16 protein-coding genes and 1 other RNA gene are annotated in these 15,329 nt (G+C 42.2%); 10 read left to right on the forward strand and 7 right to left on the reverse strand.

The features are described 5' to 3' along the window. Nucleotides 1-40: 40 nt before the first annotated feature. From rny to ACRHOZ_RS03295, 4 genes are all read right to left on the reverse strand, one after another. The gene (gene rny, locus ACRHOZ_RS03280) at nt 41-1,612 is read right to left on the reverse strand and encodes a ribonuclease Y (RefSeq protein ID WP_431122344.1); all 1,572 of its coding nucleotides are present in this window, start codon (nt 1,610-1,612) and stop codon (nt 41-43) included. A 51-nt stretch (nt 1,613-1,663) separates the two neighbouring features. Next, nucleotides 1,664-1,773, reverse strand: a non-coding RNA gene (gene ssrS / locus ACRHOZ_RS03285) — 6S RNA. Between the two features lie 61 nt (nt 1,774-1,834). Continuing rightward, complete coding sequence (locus ACRHOZ_RS03290) at nt 1,835-2,128, reverse strand: cell division protein ZapA (protein WP_422348550.1); 294 nt, start codon at nt 2,126-2,128, stop codon at nt 1,835-1,837. A 14-nt stretch (nt 2,129-2,142) separates the two neighbouring features. Further along, a complete protein-coding gene (locus ACRHOZ_RS03295; protein WP_138834334.1) occupies nt 2,143-2,433 on the reverse strand; it encodes a hypothetical protein in 291 nt (96 codons plus the stop codon). A 168-nt stretch (nt 2,434-2,601) separates the two neighbouring features. On the opposite strand from ACRHOZ_RS03295, the gene ACRHOZ_RS03300 reads away from it, so the two are divergent. From ACRHOZ_RS03300 to ACRHOZ_RS03310, 3 genes are read left to right on the forward strand one after another with little or no spacing between them, the layout of a single operon-like run. Next, nucleotides 2,602-4,293, forward strand: coding sequence for a M23 family metallopeptidase (locus tag ACRHOZ_RS03300; protein WP_431122345.1), 1,692 nt, complete (start codon nt 2,602-2,604; stop codon nt 4,291-4,293). 32 nt (nt 4,294-4,325) lie between these two features. Then, complete coding sequence (locus ACRHOZ_RS03305; RefSeq protein WP_431122346.1) at nt 4,326-6,764, forward strand: TonB-dependent receptor; 2,439 nt, start codon at nt 4,326-4,328, stop codon at nt 6,762-6,764. A gap of 9 nt (nt 6,765-6,773) precedes the next feature. Further along, nucleotides 6,774-7,427, forward strand: a complete 654-nt coding sequence (locus ACRHOZ_RS03310) for a hypothetical protein (RefSeq protein WP_431122347.1) — start codon at nt 6,774-6,776, stop codon at nt 7,425-7,427. Here the strand turns inward: ACRHOZ_RS03310 and ACRHOZ_RS03315 are convergent. Beyond that, entirely contained in the window at nt 7,424-8,572 is a 1,149-nt protein-coding gene (locus tag ACRHOZ_RS03315) for a cysteine desulfurase family protein (protein WP_431122349.1), read from the reverse strand. The two genes, ACRHOZ_RS03310 and ACRHOZ_RS03315, sit on opposite strands and share 4 nt — an antisense overlap. Before the next feature lie 111 nt (nt 8,573-8,683). Here ACRHOZ_RS03315 and ACRHOZ_RS03320 point away from each other — a divergent pair, with 111 nt between their 5' ends. Continuing rightward, nucleotides 8,684-9,202, forward strand: a complete 519-nt coding sequence (locus ACRHOZ_RS03320; protein ID WP_431122351.1) for a hypothetical protein — start codon at nt 8,684-8,686, stop codon at nt 9,200-9,202. Here ACRHOZ_RS03320 and ACRHOZ_RS03325 read toward each other — a convergent pair. Beyond that, nucleotides 9,199-9,741 (reverse strand): Smr/MutS family protein, encoded by a 543-nt coding sequence (locus ACRHOZ_RS03325; RefSeq protein ID WP_431122353.1) that lies wholly within the window; start codon nt 9,739-9,741, stop codon nt 9,199-9,201. The genes ACRHOZ_RS03320 and ACRHOZ_RS03325 overlap by 4 nt on opposite strands. A gap of 174 nt (nt 9,742-9,915) precedes the next feature. Here ACRHOZ_RS03325 and ACRHOZ_RS03330 point away from each other — a divergent pair, with 174 nt between their 5' ends. Genes ACRHOZ_RS03330 through ACRHOZ_RS03340 form a run of 3 tightly spaced genes read left to right on the forward strand, consistent with a single transcriptional unit; the run spans nt 9,916 to nt 10,789 of the window. Further along, on the forward strand, nt 9,916-10,134 hold the full coding sequence (locus ACRHOZ_RS03330) for a DUF2752 domain-containing protein (RefSeq protein ID WP_431123323.1): 219 nt from the start codon (nt 9,916-9,918) through the stop codon (nt 10,132-10,134). 10 nt (nt 10,135-10,144) lie between these two features. Continuing rightward, nucleotides 10,145-10,468: a CCC motif membrane protein gene (locus ACRHOZ_RS03335; RefSeq protein ID WP_138834348.1), complete on the forward strand. Its 324-nt coding sequence runs from the start codon at nt 10,145-10,147 to the stop codon at nt 10,466-10,468. 12 nt (nt 10,469-10,480) lie between these two features. Continuing rightward, on the forward strand, nt 10,481-10,789 hold the full coding sequence (locus tag ACRHOZ_RS03340) for a CCC motif membrane protein (protein ID WP_431122355.1): 309 nt from the start codon (nt 10,481-10,483) through the stop codon (nt 10,787-10,789). Here ACRHOZ_RS03340 and recQ read toward each other — a convergent pair. Next, nucleotides 10,786-12,987 (reverse strand): DNA helicase RecQ, encoded by a 2,202-nt coding sequence (recQ, locus tag ACRHOZ_RS03345; protein WP_431123325.1) that lies wholly within the window; start codon nt 12,985-12,987, stop codon nt 10,786-10,788. The two genes, ACRHOZ_RS03340 and recQ, sit on opposite strands and share 4 nt — an antisense overlap. A gap of 189 nt (nt 12,988-13,176) precedes the next feature. Here recQ and ACRHOZ_RS03350 point away from each other — a divergent pair, with 189 nt between their 5' ends. Genes ACRHOZ_RS03350 through ACRHOZ_RS03360 form a run of 3 tightly spaced genes read left to right on the forward strand, consistent with a single transcriptional unit; the run spans nt 13,177 to nt 15,315 of the window. Continuing rightward, nucleotides 13,177-14,142, forward strand: coding sequence for a KpsF/GutQ family sugar-phosphate isomerase (locus ACRHOZ_RS03350; RefSeq protein ID WP_431122357.1), 966 nt, complete (start codon nt 13,177-13,179; stop codon nt 14,140-14,142). Continuing rightward, nucleotides 14,142-14,975: a twin-arginine translocase subunit TatC gene (tatC, locus tag ACRHOZ_RS03355; protein WP_431122359.1), complete on the forward strand. Its 834-nt coding sequence runs from the start codon at nt 14,142-14,144 to the stop codon at nt 14,973-14,975. Before ACRHOZ_RS03350 ends, tatC begins: the two co-directional genes overlap by 1 nt. Continuing rightward, nucleotides 14,965-15,315: a carboxymuconolactone decarboxylase family protein gene (locus ACRHOZ_RS03360; protein WP_431122361.1), complete on the forward strand. Its 351-nt coding sequence runs from the start codon at nt 14,965-14,967 to the stop codon at nt 15,313-15,315. The genes tatC and ACRHOZ_RS03360 overlap by 11 nt, the downstream gene beginning before the upstream one ends. Nucleotides 15,316-15,329: the final 14 nt, after the last annotated feature.

Below are 15,329 nucleotides of genomic sequence, written 5' to 3' on the forward strand. Positions count from 1 at the left end.
TTTCATTCGAATTGACGGTTTTTGGGTCAAAACTGATTTCCTATTTGGCCACGTTCACGGATCGTGTTTCCCTAATAACCGTAACTTTTACTTGACCCGGATAGGTCATATCGGTTTGGATTTTCTGCGAGATTTCAAAGGATAGCTCGGCAGCTTTGTCATCACTGACCTTTTCGCTTTCCACAATCACCCGAAGTTCCCTACCCGCCTGAATGGCATAGGCTTTTTGGACTCCATTGAATCCGAAGGCAATATCCTCCAAGTCCTTCAATCGCTGAATGTAAGAATCCAGAACTTGTCTCCTAGCTCCAGGACGTGCACCACTAATGGCATCGCAAACCTGTACGATGGGCGAAATCAAGGTGTTCATTTCAATTTCATCATGGTGGGCACCAATAGCGTTGCAAACCTCCTTCTTCTCCCCATATTTTTGGGCCCATTGCATTCCTAAAATGGCATGAGGGGTTTCTACCTCAACCTCCGTATTGGGAACTTTACCAATATCATGCAATAATCCAGCTCTCTTGGCAATTTTAGGATTCAAGCCCAACTCCGCAGCCATAACCCCACAAAGTTTGGCCACTTCCCTGGAGTGTTGCAACAGGTTTTGTCCGTAAGAGGAGCGGTATTTCATTCTACCCACGGCTTTGATCAACTCTGGATGAAGACCATGGATTCCAAGGTCGATTACGGTACGTTTACCAATTTCTGCAATCTCCTCATTGATTTGCTTCTCGGTCTTCTTAACGATTTCCTCAATTCGGGCCGGGTGAATTCTTCCGTCGGTGACCAAGCGATGTAGTGAAAGACGTGCCACTTCCCTGCGAACAGAATCGAAACAGGAAAGAATAATGGCCTCCGGCGTATCGTCCACAATAATCTCAACCCCTGTAGCAGCTTCAAGTGCGCGAATATTTCGCCCCTCACGACCAATAATACGTCCTTTCACATCATCAGATTCCAGATTAAAAACAGAAACGCAATTTTCCACTGCTTCCTCTGTTCCAATACGTTGAATGGTGTTGATTACAATTTTTCTCGCCTCTTGCTGGGCGGTTAGTTTGGCTTCTTCCAAGGTACTTTGAAGATAAGCCATGGCATCCGTCTTGGCGGTTTCCTTTAGGGATTCCAGTAATTGGCTTTTGGCATCTTCCGCAGACAGACCAGAAATAACTTCCAATTGCTGCACTTGGCTTTTGTGCAATTTATCAGTTTCAGATTGTTTCTTGTCCAGAATCTCGCTTTTGTACGAAACCTCTTTGATTCTTTCTTCCAGCTTTTCGTTTAACTTTTTGTTCTTCGAAAGCTCATTGCTTATTTGGGACTCCTTGTCTCGGGTTCTTTTCTCTGCTTCAGCAATTTTTTTGTCCTTGTTTATAATGACCTTCTCATGCTCGGCCTTGAGCTCCAAGAATTTTTCCTTGGCTTGGAATATTTTATCCTTTTTTATGTTTTCGCCCTCTTTCTTGGCTTCCTTTACAATATCTGCAGCTTCCCTTTTAGCTCCGGAAATGGTTTTGGCCGCTTTTCCTTTCTCCAGCATTTTGGCTATGGCAAATCCTATGGCCAATCCTACTACTGCGGCTACAACCAAAATTATAGTGTTATCCATGTTGTTTATGTTTGGTTATAAAAAAAGCCCACATTGGGCGAAGTCTTGTACAAACTCCAAATTACAGGTTTAGGGCTAACAAGCTGCTCAAGGATCCCTATACAGGTAGGGCCTGCTTTTACAACCTAAACTCACCCTTTTTAATTATAATAGTGTTGAGTTTGTCAAAATTTAATTACCAATGTGGGCAGTAACAAATATTTTATTTAAAAGAACCTATTTTTATTCCCCAAGTTTGGAATGAACCAAATCGTCCAGTGCTTTTAGGCGCTCATAGGCCGCTTTGGTGTTTTCCGAACTATCTATTCCACCTTGCTCTATTTTAGAGGCAAATTGCAGGGCGCACATGGCAAGAACATCCTGCTTGTCGCGTACTGCATAATTCTGCTCAAATTTTTTGGCCAAGCTTTCAATGTTCTTGGCCGCTTTCCGCAATCCTTCCTCTTGTTTAGGGTCTATGGTCAATGGATACACCCTATCTGCAATGGAAAGCTTTATTTTGAGCTTCTCCTCCATAATATTGGTACAAACTAATCTGCAAGCTTGGCTATGCAAACGTCCAGTTCGCGTATCAATGTATTTATCTTGAGCTTGGCTTCTGTTTTATTCGTATTACTACCCAGCATCGAGTTTGCCATTTTTAGGGAATTGTACTTCTCTTCCCAATCATTAACGGCTTCCTGTTGAGCTTTGGTCTCTTCTTTCGCGAGGTCGAGTTCTTTTTTCAACTTGGCATTGGCCTTGTGCAACAATTCCATTTTGTGCAACAATTTGCTCACCTTGTTTTCCAAAGAATCAACAATTTCAACAAGTTCGCCCATATGCAAACATCAAATGCGTACCACACAAAGTTAACCAACCTAGCCAAACCGCACAATACTTTTTGGTATTATTCTTTAGGGATTACCCTACAAGCCCCTAAACCAAAGGGAAAGCCTTTTAACTAACCAAAATATGGGTTACATTCGTATGTAATTATAAATTACACTATGCGGTTTTACTTTCTGGGAATACTTTTGCTTTTATCCCCCTTTCTTCAAGCTCAGGAAAAATACCCTCAAGATACCTTTCAATCCCCCTTGGACATTCCATTGGTGCTAGCTGGCACATTTGGTGAATTACGTTCCAACCACTTCCACTCTGGAATAGACATCAAGACCCAACGTAGACAGGGGCTCCCGGTACTGGCCATTGCCGATGGCACGGTTACCCGAATCAAAGTCTCCTTATGGGGTTATGGTAAAGCCCTGTATGTGGCTCACCCTAACGGGTATACATCCGTGTATGCCCATCTTCAAAAATTCGGCCCTGAAATCGAATCCTATATTAAAGACATTCAATACAAGAAACAGTCCTTTGAAGTTGAAGTATTTCCCGATTATGGCGAACTGAAGGTTACCAAAGGCAGCACCATTGCCTATTCCGGAAACACAGGGGGATCCTCCGGACCACATCTTCATTTTGAAATTAGAAGCAGTGTCACTGAAAAACCTACCAACCCGCTACTTTATGGTTATGAGGTGAGGGATGCCACCAATCCTACCCTTTTGGGTCTTTATGGATATCCCCTATCGGAAGATGCAGTGATCAATCAAAGTGCCCGAAAAATCCAATTGAACTTTACCAAACAACCCGATGGTTCTTTCTTGGCAGACAAAATCAACGCTATTGGAAATATTGGTTTCGGCTTTAACGGTTTTGATCGTCAAGATATGGCGGCTAACAAAAATGGGGTCTACGCCGTAAAGCAGACCGTTAATGGAAAAGTATATTCCGAATATGATTTTGAGACCTTCTCCTTCGGAGAAACACGGTATATCAACACCCTCATTGATTATGCCCATTATGGCAAATTCCAACAGCGTATACAAAAGTGTTTTAAAGAACCCCATAACCGACTTGGCATTTATAAGACCCTACATAACAATGGTGAAATAACCGTAAAGGAAGGCATGTCCTATACAGTGGAGCTCCTTATTTCTGATTTTAAAATGAACCAAACCAAAGTGGTCATTCCGGTAGAAGGGAAAAGTGAAGTACCCAAAATCCCAAGAGCTGATTCAAAAACGGAGAATTTTATCATTGCCAATAAACCTAACAACTTTGACCTGGGAGCGGCCAAAGTCTATTTTCCCGCCAATACCTTTTACAAGGATTTTTATATTGAATTGGAAAAGGGCCAGGATACGGTTGCCATCCATAATGAGGAAGTAGCGGCCCACAGAAACTTCACGATTAGTTTTGATGCTTCCAAATATTCTGGTGCGGACAAAAAACAACTGTTCATTGCCCGACTCGATGATCGTCAAAAGCCACGGTATTCAAAAACCTTCAAGCGAGATGGTTCGTTTACCACCCGAACCCGCACCTTGGGAACTTATACTTTAGCAAGGGATACAGTAGCCCCTGAAATCAAAGCACGAAACTTTAAAGAAAAACAATGGTTGAGCAACTATAGTTATTTGAGCCTAAAAATATCGGATGACCTCAGCGGTGTCAACTCTTACAATGCAACACTGAACGGGGAGTGGATTTTAATGGAATATGAACCCAAGACCAAGACCTTGACCTACAATTTTGATGATAAAATCTTGGATAAGACACAATGCGACCTAAAGGTGGTCGTTACAGATAATGTAGGCAACTCCAGTACTTTTCAGAGTACTTTTTTCAGAAAATAGTGTTACCCCGATCCAAAGCCCTCCTATTCCTGTTGTCCATTTTTTGGACTGTGACCTTCCATGGTCAAACCGCAACAGTGGCGGGAACGGTCTTGGATGAGAACAACCAACCCATTTCCAATGTCAATATTTCGGTTGGGACAGAGGGCACAACTACAGATTCCAACGGGTATTATCTATTGTTATTGATTGCGGAAACCAAGCTCACCCTTACATTCTCCCACCTGAGCCATGAGAATGTGGTTTTGGAAGACCTAATATTGTCCACGAACGAAACCTTTGAGTTCAATCCGGTGATGAAAACCAAAATCACCCAGGTGGCCGGGGTTGAAGTATCTCCCACTGGTGAAAAAAGCGTTGAAGGCATTACCACGGTAGATCCCGAGATCGTTCGTAAAATACCTGGAGCCAATGCTGGGGTGGAAAATATATTGAAACTGTTACCCGGAGTTTCCTTCAACAATGAGCTTAGCACCCAATACAATGTCCGCGGAGGCAATTTTGATGAAAATCTTGTTTATGTCAACGGGATTCAGGTGTATCGGCCTTTTTTGGTACGCTCGGCCCAGCAAGAGGGCTTAAGTTTTGTGAACAGCGATATGATTACTTCCTTGGAATTCTCATCGGGAGGTTTCCAAGCCAAATATGGTGACAAGCTATCGTCTGTCTTGGACATCACTTACAAAACACCGATTGAGTTTGGTTTGAAACTGGAAGGTAGTCTTCTGGGAGCATCGGCAACAGTGGAATCCATCTCAAAAAACAATAAGTTTAGTAGCATTACAGGTCTGCGTTATCGGAATAACAGTTTATTGGTAAATAGCCAACAGACCGAAAGTAATTTCAATCCTACGTTTGTGGATGTGCAAAGTCTTCTTACTTATCGGTTTTCTGATAAGTTTCATCTCAATTTCTTGGGGACGTATTCCGTCAACGATTACAAGAATGAACCCTTGACCAGGCAGACCAACTTTGGGACCCTGAACGACCCAAGGGCTTTGTTGATTTTCTATGAAGGTCGTGAGAATAGCAGATATGAAAGTGGACTTGCAGCAGTCAAATCCGATAATCTAATCAATGATAACACCAAGATTTCGCTAACGGCTTCGGTGTACCATACCCAAGAAGAGGAATTTTCAGATATCATAGCTTCGTACGAATTGGCCGAGTTGGACACCAATTTAGGTAGTGAAAATTTGGGAGAAGTGGTCAACTCCAGAGGGGTGGGCTCTCAACTGAACAGGGCCCGAAACCAACTGGACGCCCTGATTTTTAATTTTACCCATAAAGGAACTTATAAAAAAGGAAATACATCCTTGGAGTGGGGAGCCAAGTTTACCCATGAAGACGTTCGGGATCAGTTACGGGAATCCGAATTTATAGATTCTGCAGGATTCTTTATCCGACCTTTTGAACCGGCATTCGTCAACAATCAGCCAGAAGAGCCATTTTCCGGTGACCTTATAGCCTACGAAAGTGTGCAGGCGACCAATTTTGTGAAAACGAATAGGATTTCAGGCTATGCACAATATAGCGAGCACTCAAAACTGGGTGCTCATGATGTGTATTTCAACCTTGGTTTAAGGGCGCAGTATTGGAGGCTAAGCGGAGAAGGGTTTGAAGCAAATTCCCAGAGCTTGATTAGCCCCAGGGCACAATTCTCCATAAAACCGGATTGGGAAAAGGATATATTGTTCCGGTTTTCGGTGGGCAGTTACCAGCAACCTCCATTTTATAGGGAACTACGGGATGTATCGGGCAATATAAATCCCGAAGTGGAAGCACAAAAATCCGTGCACTATGTTTTGGGAAGCGAACTCAGCTTTAACCTGTGGAACCGTCCTTTTACCTTGATCAGTGAGGCGTACTATAAAGATCTGACCAATGTCAACACCTATACTGTAGAGGACGTTAGGGTACGTTATGCCGCCAACAACATTGCGGATGCCTACGCTTATGGATTTGATTTTCGACTAACCGGGGCTTTTGTTCCTGGGACACAATCCTGGGTGAGTCTTGGATACCTTCAAACGGAGGAAAACTCAGATCAAAGAGGTTATATTTCCAGACCAACCGATCAACGTTTTAAGTTTGCAGTGCTCTTTCAAGATTATATCCCGAACATTCCCAATCTTAAACTTTATCTGAATCTGGTTTACAACACAGGAGTGCCAGGAGGATCTCCCAACAATGCCGACCCATATAATTTTCAGAATAGATTAAGAGATTACAGAAGGGCCGATATGGGAATTTCGTATATTTTTGCGGACAGAAAAAACCAGTACCCGGAAGGACATTGGTTACATAAATTCAAGGAATTCAACGTTGGATTTGAAATTTTCAATATGTTCAACAATCAGAATTCGATAACAAATACATGGGTTAGGGATGTGGACACGCAGCAGCAGTTTGCTGTTCCCAATTTTCTTACCGGCCGTATTCTCAATTTTAAATTTGGGATGCGTTTCTAAAGTACATGAATGAAAAAAATTATTCTTCTTTTGTCGTTTTTGATGGTAGCTGTTGGCAGTGCACAAAAGAACATTTACGAGAACCGAAGGTTTGATGAGCTAAGTGAAGATCACGAGACTTTGGCCATCATTCCCTTTATTGCCAATTTGGATTTAAAGCGCAATGTAGACCGAAATGAACTTTTGGACTTGGCCAAAAAGGAGGGGTATGCCGTACAAAATGCCTTGGAAACCTACTTTTCCAAAAGGAAGAAAAGGAAAAAGTTCAATGTTGACTTCCAGAACATAGAGGATACCAACGCCATTTTAGCACAAAACGGTATTACCTACGAAAATTTGGACATACATACCATCAAACAACTTTGCAAAATTTTGGAAGTTGATGGCATTATAAGTGGAAACCTCAACCTTAATATACTATTGTCCAAGGGTGTTCCCACCAACTTTAGTTTGTTGGACTATTTTAGCGGCGATGCCAATTACGGTAGGATTGGGGTAAAAGTGAGCGACGGTGGCTCTGGTAAACTGCTCTGGAAATACGAAAAAGCCATCACCAAAAAAACGGGAAAGAACACCACCGAGCTTATTGATCGCATGATGAAACTGGCTTCCCGTAAATTCCCTTACGACAAGGAAAAGAAACAGCGGAAAAACAAGAATTAGCTCGCTGCAAATTCCTTAAGCACTTCTATGGTATAATCCAATTCTTCCTTGGTGTTGTATTTGGAAAATGAAAACCGCAAAGAGGGCTTTTCCAATTCCTCGGGAGCCAAGATTTGGTTAAGTACGTGGGACCCCATATTACTGCCTGACTGACACGCACTTCCCTTGGAGCAGGCAATGCCTTTTATATCCAAATGAAACAACAGCATCAACGCCTTTTGTTTATCAAAGGGCAAACGTACATTGGACAAGGTGTAGGTGCTTTTGTCAAGATCGCCGGAATGGCCGTTGAATTCAACTTCTGGAATGGCTTCTTTGATTTGCTCCACAAAATGCTTTTTCAATCCCTTCACATATTGGATTTCTTCCTCCAAATTGTCATAAGATTGGATAAAAGCCTCTTCCAAACCTACGATGTTGTGGAAAGGTTCTGTTCCCGCTCTGTAACCACGTTCTTGGGAACCTCCAAAAATCATGGGTTTTAAACCCGAGTTTTTCCGGATAAAGGCGAATCCAACGCCCTTTGGGCCATGGAATTTATGGGCAGCAGCGGTGAAGAAGTCAACCGGGGTATTTTCAACATCCCAAGGATAATGCCCAACGGATTGCACGGTATCCGAGTGAAAAAGTGCATCATGCTCTTTGCACAGGGTTCCAATGGCATGAATATCCACGATATTCCCAATTTCATTGTTCACATGCATTAAACTGACCAGTTTTTTGCTATCGTCCTGGACTAAAAGTGATCTTAGGTGATCCATGACCGGATTGCCATGGGTGTCCAAATCCACAAATTGTAGCGAGATGCCATATTCTTTTTCCAATTCTTCAGCAGTATGCAATACTGCATGGTGTTCAATTTTGGAAGTGATAATGGTCTTTACCCCCAAGTCACGGACTGCACAACGAAGAATCATATTATCCGCTTCTGTTCCTCCCGAAGTGAAAATAATTTCCGCTGGTTTGGCGTTCAAGGTCTTTGCAATGGTTTTACGGGCCTGCTCAACTGCAGTTTTGGCCGATCTTCCATAACTATGGGTAGAAGATGGGTTCCCGTAAAAATCAGAAAGTGCTACTTGCATTTTTGCAATTACCTCAGGTCTTACCTGTGTTGTGGCGGCATTATCCAGATAAACTTTTTGCATGGGTCAGCTATCAATTTTCGAATCATCAAAAATAGGTGAAATAAAGTTAATTTCTTTTAAAGATTATGCCTTCCTTAGGGTATTAAATTGGAATTCCATTAAATTTGGCGCATGAGAAAATTATGCTTCCCAATGCTGCTTGTGCTCATCTTGTTTTCTTGCAGTGATGGCGACCTACAGATTGAGACCATTGACTTTAATGATCAAACGATTCAATTTTGTGATGACCCTGTACCGAACGCCAGCAACATCCTTTTTAAAATCAATGAAAGCGAGGCACTTATTCTCGACCTACAAAGCGGTGTTTTAAACAATGGTGTTGTAGGGGAAACCATTAGTACTGAGAGTACCATTCCAGGGCAATCGCAGTTGACTTACCGTAACTTTTCAGGGACAGTGAGTTCCACCTATTTTTGTTCCGATATTCCGCCCGCTACCCCAACGGTATCGCAAGAAGTGGAGGCTGAAGATGGCACAGTCACCATTGAAACGGTGGCCAATGCGGACGAAACGGGATTCGACCATGTAATTCTCTTAAGCGGCGTTTCTTTTGTTACCGAGAATGGGGAACGAATCACTAATCTGACCATTGACGAATTTGGAACGGTAAGTACGACAATCACCAATTAGGCCTTTTGGGTAATATATACCTCAGTAGCTCCCAAACCATATTTTTGATAATCCGCATCGTACCATTTTACCCCTTCATATTTTTTAAAGAGGTATTGGAGTTCTTCTTTAAGAATGCCCTCTCCCACCCCATGGATAAACACTACTTTTTGGATACGTTTCCGAATAGCGAATTCCAGCTGGCGTTTGGCGGTTTCCAGCTGCAAATTCATCATATCGAAATTGCTTAAACCCTTGGTGGTTTTTACCAATTGATGGATGTGAAGGTCCACTTCCATTTTTGGGGCATTCCGTAATTTGGGCTTAACCGTAACGGGTCGATTTCTTTTCGGATTTTCCTTTTCTTTTTTTACTTGCGAAGCTTCAAAATTGGTCACTTGGATACCCTCTTTTTTAAGCAGCAGTTCCCTGAAGTGATATTGCAATGGAAAACCATCCTCAGTGATGAGCGTGACCATCTCCCTATCTATGGATTCCACATAGCCGGAAATGTCCTCGTCCAATACTTCTACCTTATCTCCTATCTGAAATCCGGTCATTGTCTGTGGCAAAATTATTTTGAAATTTCAACAGCAATATCAAAAATAATAGTAATTTACTTGGCAGTAACCATGACCATGTTTTCACAACTAACCATTCTTCTTAGCGCCAAGGACTATATGCTTCCTTGTCTCAATAAAAAGCTTTTTGGAATTGATTGTCCCGGTTGTGGTATGCAAAGGGCTGTGAACCTGCTCTTACATGGCGATTTTGTAGAGGCATTTAAAATGTATCCGGCAGTATATCCCATTGTGCTATTGTTACTTTTTTTGATTTCCAACCTCTTTTTAAAATTAAAGTACGCACATCAAATAAAATTTTTTTTGATGTTGGTTACGGCAGGGACCATTATAATAAGTTATATATTAAAAATGAATAGTTTATTCAATTAAATTTCAAATTATGGAAAAACAAAAACTCCCAAATTCAACGCTGATTCTGGTTTTCGGAATCGTTTCCATTGTAACATGTTGTTGCTATGGTGTTTTAGGACTCATCTTTGGTATTATTGCCTTGGTCCTAGCCAATAAAGCAACAAAACTCTATATGGAAAACCCTGAGAACTATGAAGGTTTCAGTAATGTTAAAACCGGAAAAATATTGGCCATCATTGGTATTATATTGAACGTTCTTTATTTGGGTTATACTATATTCTTGTTTAGCACCATTGGAATGGACGGCATTCAAGAGATGCAAAGGGAGCTCATGGAACAATACGGTGGATAATCCCAGTTAGATATGAGTCAACAACCTTTACCAGGAGCAAGTACAGTGCTGACAATGGGGATTATCTCCATTGTTGGCACCTTTTTCTGTTGCGGTCCTTTTGGAGCCATCTTCAGCATAATTGCGTTGCTGAAAGCCAAAACGGCCAATGAACTGTACTTGCAAAACCCGGAAGCTTATACCGATTACAGCAATGTAAAAACAGGTAAAATCCTAGCCTATATTGGCCTGGCGCTTGCCCTGGTTTATTTGGTTCTGGGAATAATTTACTTCGGATTTATATTGGCCGTAATTGGTGCAGAAGAATGGAGCGGCTACTAGTTGGCCACTTCACTGATAAATTTGAGGCGGTAGAGCCGTAACTCTTCATCCTCATAATCTCCTTCAAATTCCTCTATTGCTTCGGATATGGAATCAGATTCGGCTTCTAAGAAATATTCATGGATTTCCTCTTGCTGGTCCTCATCCAAGATTTCGTCTATCCAGTAGCCAATATTCAGCTTGGTTCCACTGAAGACAATCTGCTCCATTTCCTTGATCAGGTTGGGCAGTTCCAAACCTTTGGCCGATGCGATATCATCCAGAGGTAATTTTCTATCCACATTTTGAATAATATACAGTTTCAGACCTGAATTGGCCCCTGTACTTTTTACCACCAAATCATCGGGTCTAATTATATCATTTTCCTCAACATAACTGGCTATCAACTCTACAAAAGGTTTTCCATATTTCTTGGCCTTCCCCTCGCCCACACCATGAATTTTCAGCAGTTCTTCCATGTTAACCGGATATTTCAACGCCATATCATCCAAAGAAGGGTCCTGGAAAACCACAAAGGGGGGCACTCCCAGTTTTTGTGCCTCTTTTTTTCTTAAATCCTTAAGGATTTTCAAAAGATTGTTATCCGCTCCCCCACCGGGAGACTTGGCTGCGGCCACAATAGCTTCATTGTTTTTCTCGCTATATTCATGGTCCTTGGTCATTAGAAATGACCTAGGGTCCTTCAAGAAACATTCCCCATCGGATGTCAAATGTAAAATGCCATACTGCTCTATTTCCTTTTTAAGTAATCCGGCAACCAATACTTGTCTTACCAAGGCCATCCAGTACGATTTGTCATGTTCCTTTCCAATGCCAAAAAACTCCTTTTCGTCTGTTTTGTGTGATGAAATCATGGCGTTTACCTTGCCTACCAAAATCTTGACAATTTCCTTGGTTTTGAATTTTTCCTTGGTATCCCTAACCACGCTCAAGAGTTTGGCCACTTCGTTCATGGCCTCCTCCTTGGGCTTCGGATTCCGGGTATTGTCATCCATATCCGCCCCTTCTCCGTTAACCTCATCAAATTCTTCCCCAAAGTAGTGTAGGATAAACTTTCGTCGTGACATAGAAGTTTCCGCATAGGCCACAATTTCTTGAAGTAGCGCATTGCCTATCTCCTGTTCCGCCACAGGTTTGCCCGACATGAATTTTTCCAATTTTTCCACGTCTTTGTAAGCATAAAATGCCAAACAGTGACCTTCGCCCCCATCTCTACCAGCGCGTCCGGTTTCCTGATAGTAGCTCTCTATACTTTTAGGAATATCGTGATGGATTACAAAACGAACATCGGGTTTATCAATTCCCATCCCAAAAGCGATGGTAGCCACTACCACATCCACTTCCTCCATCAAGAACATATCCTGATATTTGGATCGTGTTTTGGCATCAAAACCGGCATGGTAGGGTACGGCGCTTACACCATTAACCTGCAGTACTTGAGCCAATTCCTCCACCCGTTTACGGCTTAGACAATACACAATTCCGGATTTCCCCTCATTTTGTTTGATAAATCGGATAATATCCGCATCCACGTTTTGGGTCTTGGGACGCACCTCGTAAAAAAGATTGGGTCTATTGAAAGAAGCTTTAAACACTTTGGCATCCGTCATACCCAAATTCTTGATGATGTCCTCCTGTACTTTCGGTGTTGCCGTGGCCGTAAGCCCAATGATGGGAATATTATCCCCCAATCGGCTTATAATGTTCTTCAAGTTGCGATACTCCGGTCTAAAGTCATGGCCCCATTCGGATATACAATGCGCTTCGTCCACAGCCACAAAAGAGAGTGTGACACCTTTCAGAAATTCAATGTTCTCCTCCTTGGTCAGCGATTCTGGCGCCACATATAACAATTTGGTAATGCCATTGGTAATATCCTCTTTGACCTGTTTTACTTCCGTCTTGGTCAAGGATGAATTGAGTACATGGGCAATTCCATGGTTTTCGGAAACCCCACGAATAGCATCCACTTGATTTTTCATTAAGGCGATCAGTGGGGAAACCACAATGGAAGTCCCTTCTTTCATTATGGCCGGAAGCTGATAACAAAGGGATTTACCGCCTCCTGTAGGCATGATAACAAAAGTGTCATTATCATCCAATATATTTTGAATAACCTTCTCTTGAAGACCTTTAAACTGTGAAAATCCGAAGTATTTTTTTAGCGAGGTATATAAATCAGTACTGGTAAGCCCCATTCCCATGCGTTCTTTTAATATCAAGCAACCTAATCTGGAGGTGGTTCATATTCTAATTTTAAATATCAATTTAAAAGAAGAAGCAATCTATCTTTCCTAAATGGTCAGTAAGCGATAGTTTGTTTAGTTTTGTAAACTTAAATATAAGACATTCTTTTAGGAATACAATTAGATAATCAGTTAATTACCTTGGACGAAACCCAATCTATTCTATCTATTGCGAAAAGGACGCTTGAAACTGAAAGCAAAGCCATCCATAATTTGATTAACCAATTGGATGAACAGTTTGCCCAAGCCGTGCAGCACATACTAAAATCCCAAGGCAGGGTGGTGGTGACCGGTGTTGGAAAAAGTGCCATTATCGCCTCCAAAATTGTGGCAACCCTCAATTCCACTGGAACCCCAGCTATATTTATGCATGCGGCGGATGCCATCCATGGCGACTTGGGAACCATCCAAAAAAACGATGTAGTGGTCTGCCTTTCCAAAAGCGGGAACACTGCAGAAATCAAGGCATTGCTACCCTTGATTAAAAATGGCGGCAACAAACTTATTGGCATCACGGGCAATATGGATTCCGTGCTATCCAAACAAGCCGATTTTGTGCTTGGCGCCTATGTGGAAAAAGAAGCCTGTCCCAATAACCTTGCCCCCACCACCAGCACTTCGGCGCAATTGGCCATAGGGGATGCCCTTGCCATCTGTCTTTTGGAACTGCGGGGCTTTAGCAGTTCGGATTTTGCCAAATATCATCCAGGGGGGGCCTTGGGCAAAAAACTGTACCTAAGGGTGGCAGATATCGTGGTGAACAATCAAAAACCTTTGGTGGACATAAATTCCAGTGTTAAGGAAGTGATCGTGGAGATTTCCGAAAAAATGCTTGGGGTCACTGCGGTCATGGACAACAATAAAGTTGTTGGAGTGGTTACTGATGGGGACATCAGGCGTATGCTAAGCAAATATGATAATATTGGGGAGCTCACCGCCAAGGATATCATGACCCAAAACCCCAAATCCGTTGATGTGGATACCTTAGCCGTAAAAGCCCTGAAAATGTTGCAGGACAATGGCATTTCACAATTGTTGGCTTTTGACAATGGGACTTATTCTGGTGTGGTCCATTTACATAATCTCATAAACGAAGGCATCCTTTAATGGCAAAAAAGCAGAACAACCCCGACGAAATGTCCTTTTTGGACCATTTGGAAGAATTGAGATGGCACTTGATCCGATCCGTAGCAGCAATTGTCATTGTAGCCTGTGGTGCCTTTATCATGAAGGATTTCATTTTTGATACCATCATATTTGGGCCAAAGAAAATGGACTTTCCTACCTATCAATTCTTTTGCAAGATTGCCACATTTTTTGGAATGGAATCAGAATTTTGTAGTGATTCCTTACCATTTACCATTCAAAACCGAACCATGGCGGGGCAGTTCTCAGCGCATATTTGGACATCCATTTGGGCTGGTTTCATCATTGCCTTCCCCTATGTACTATGGGAGTTATGGCGTTTTATCAGTCCAGGGCTGCATGCCAACGAACGCAAACATTCCCGAGGCTTTATCTTAGTAGCTTCATCCCTGTTCTTTTTGGGTGTTTTGTTTGGATATTATGTGGTCGCCCCTCTCTCCATTAACTTTTTGGGAACCTACCAGGTGAGTAAGGAGGTAACAAACGAAATTGACATAAGCTCCTTCATAGCCAACGTTAGATCTTCCGTAATTGCCTGCGGGGTGATGTTTGAACTGCCCATTATCATCTTCTTTTTAACCAAGGTAGGATTGGTCACACCTGAAATACTCAAAAAATACCGGAAAATTGCATTGGTAGTGGTATTGATCTTATGTGCAGTAATTACCCCTCCTGATGTTACCAGTCAAATCATTGTTGCCATTCCCGTACTGATGTTATACCAAGCCAGTATCTATATCTCCAGTATTGTAGTAAAAAGAGAAGCTAAAAAAGAAAAACAAAATGCCAAATAAAGTAGAAGAATTCAATGCGTATCGCGCCAAGATGAACGATAAGCTCTTGGCAGAAAACAACAAAGTAATCAAGCGCATTTTTAATCTGGACACCAATGCCTATATGGCCGGTGCCCTGGATGTTAAGACCAAGGAATTATTGGGACTTGTAGCTTCTGCCGTTCTACGATGTGACGACTGCGTTAAATATCATTTGGAGAGTTCCAAAAAGGAAGGAGCCACCAAAGAGGAAGTTATGGAAACATTGGGGATAGCCACCTTGGTAGGTGGTACGATCGTTGTTCCCCATCTTAGACGTGCTTACGAGTATTGGGAAGAATTGGAATCCATCGAGGCATAAAAAATTCCCAAAGT

The sequence above is a fragment of the Flagellimonas flava genome (assembly GCF_050617915.1).
Taxonomy (GTDB): domain Bacteria; phylum Bacteroidota; class Bacteroidia; order Flavobacteriales; family Flavobacteriaceae; genus Flagellimonas; species Flagellimonas flava_A.

Excerpts from the sequence above, each read along its gene's own strand:
- ACRHOZ_RS03330 (WP_431123323.1), top strand. The coding sequence starts at position 9,916 with ATGCAAAGGGCTGTGAACCTGCTCTTACATGGCGATTTTGTAGAGGCA.
- ACRHOZ_RS03310 (WP_431122347.1), top strand. The coding sequence starts at position 6,774 with ATGAAAAAAATTATTCTTCTTTTGTCGTTTTTGATGGTAGCTGTTGGC.
- ACRHOZ_RS03290 (WP_422348550.1), bottom strand. The coding sequence starts at position 2,128 with ATGGAGGAGAAGCTCAAAATAAAGCTTTCCATTGCAGATAGGGTGTAT.
- ACRHOZ_RS03320 (WP_431122351.1), top strand. The coding sequence starts at position 8,684 with ATGAGAAAATTATGCTTCCCAATGCTGCTTGTGCTCATCTTGTTTTCT.
- ACRHOZ_RS03295 (WP_138834334.1), bottom strand. The coding sequence starts at position 2,433 with ATGGGCGAACTTGTTGAAATTGTTGATTCTTTGGAAAACAAGGTGAGC.
- rny (WP_431122344.1), bottom strand. The coding sequence starts at position 1,612 with ATGGATAACACTATAATTTTGGTTGTAGCCGCAGTAGTAGGATTGGCC.
- ACRHOZ_RS03360 (WP_431122361.1), top strand. The coding sequence starts at position 14,965 with ATGCCAAATAAAGTAGAAGAATTCAATGCGTATCGCGCCAAGATGAAC.
- ACRHOZ_RS03340 (WP_431122355.1), top strand. The coding sequence starts at position 10,481 with ATGAGTCAACAACCTTTACCAGGAGCAAGTACAGTGCTGACAATGGGG.
- ACRHOZ_RS03335 (WP_138834348.1), top strand. The coding sequence starts at position 10,145 with ATGGAAAAACAAAAACTCCCAAATTCAACGCTGATTCTGGTTTTCGGA.
- recQ (WP_431123325.1), bottom strand. The coding sequence starts at position 12,987 with ATGGGGCTTACCAGTACTGATTTATATACCTCGCTAAAAAAATACTTC.
- ACRHOZ_RS03315 (WP_431122349.1), bottom strand. The coding sequence starts at position 8,572 with ATGCAAAAAGTTTATCTGGATAATGCCGCCACAACACAGGTAAGACCT.
- ACRHOZ_RS03325 (WP_431122353.1), bottom strand. The coding sequence starts at position 9,741 with ATGACCGGATTTCAGATAGGAGATAAGGTAGAAGTATTGGACGAGGAC.
- tatC (WP_431122359.1), top strand. The coding sequence starts at position 14,142 with ATGGCAAAAAAGCAGAACAACCCCGACGAAATGTCCTTTTTGGACCAT.
- ACRHOZ_RS03300 (WP_431122345.1), top strand. The coding sequence starts at position 2,602 with ATGCGGTTTTACTTTCTGGGAATACTTTTGCTTTTATCCCCCTTTCTT.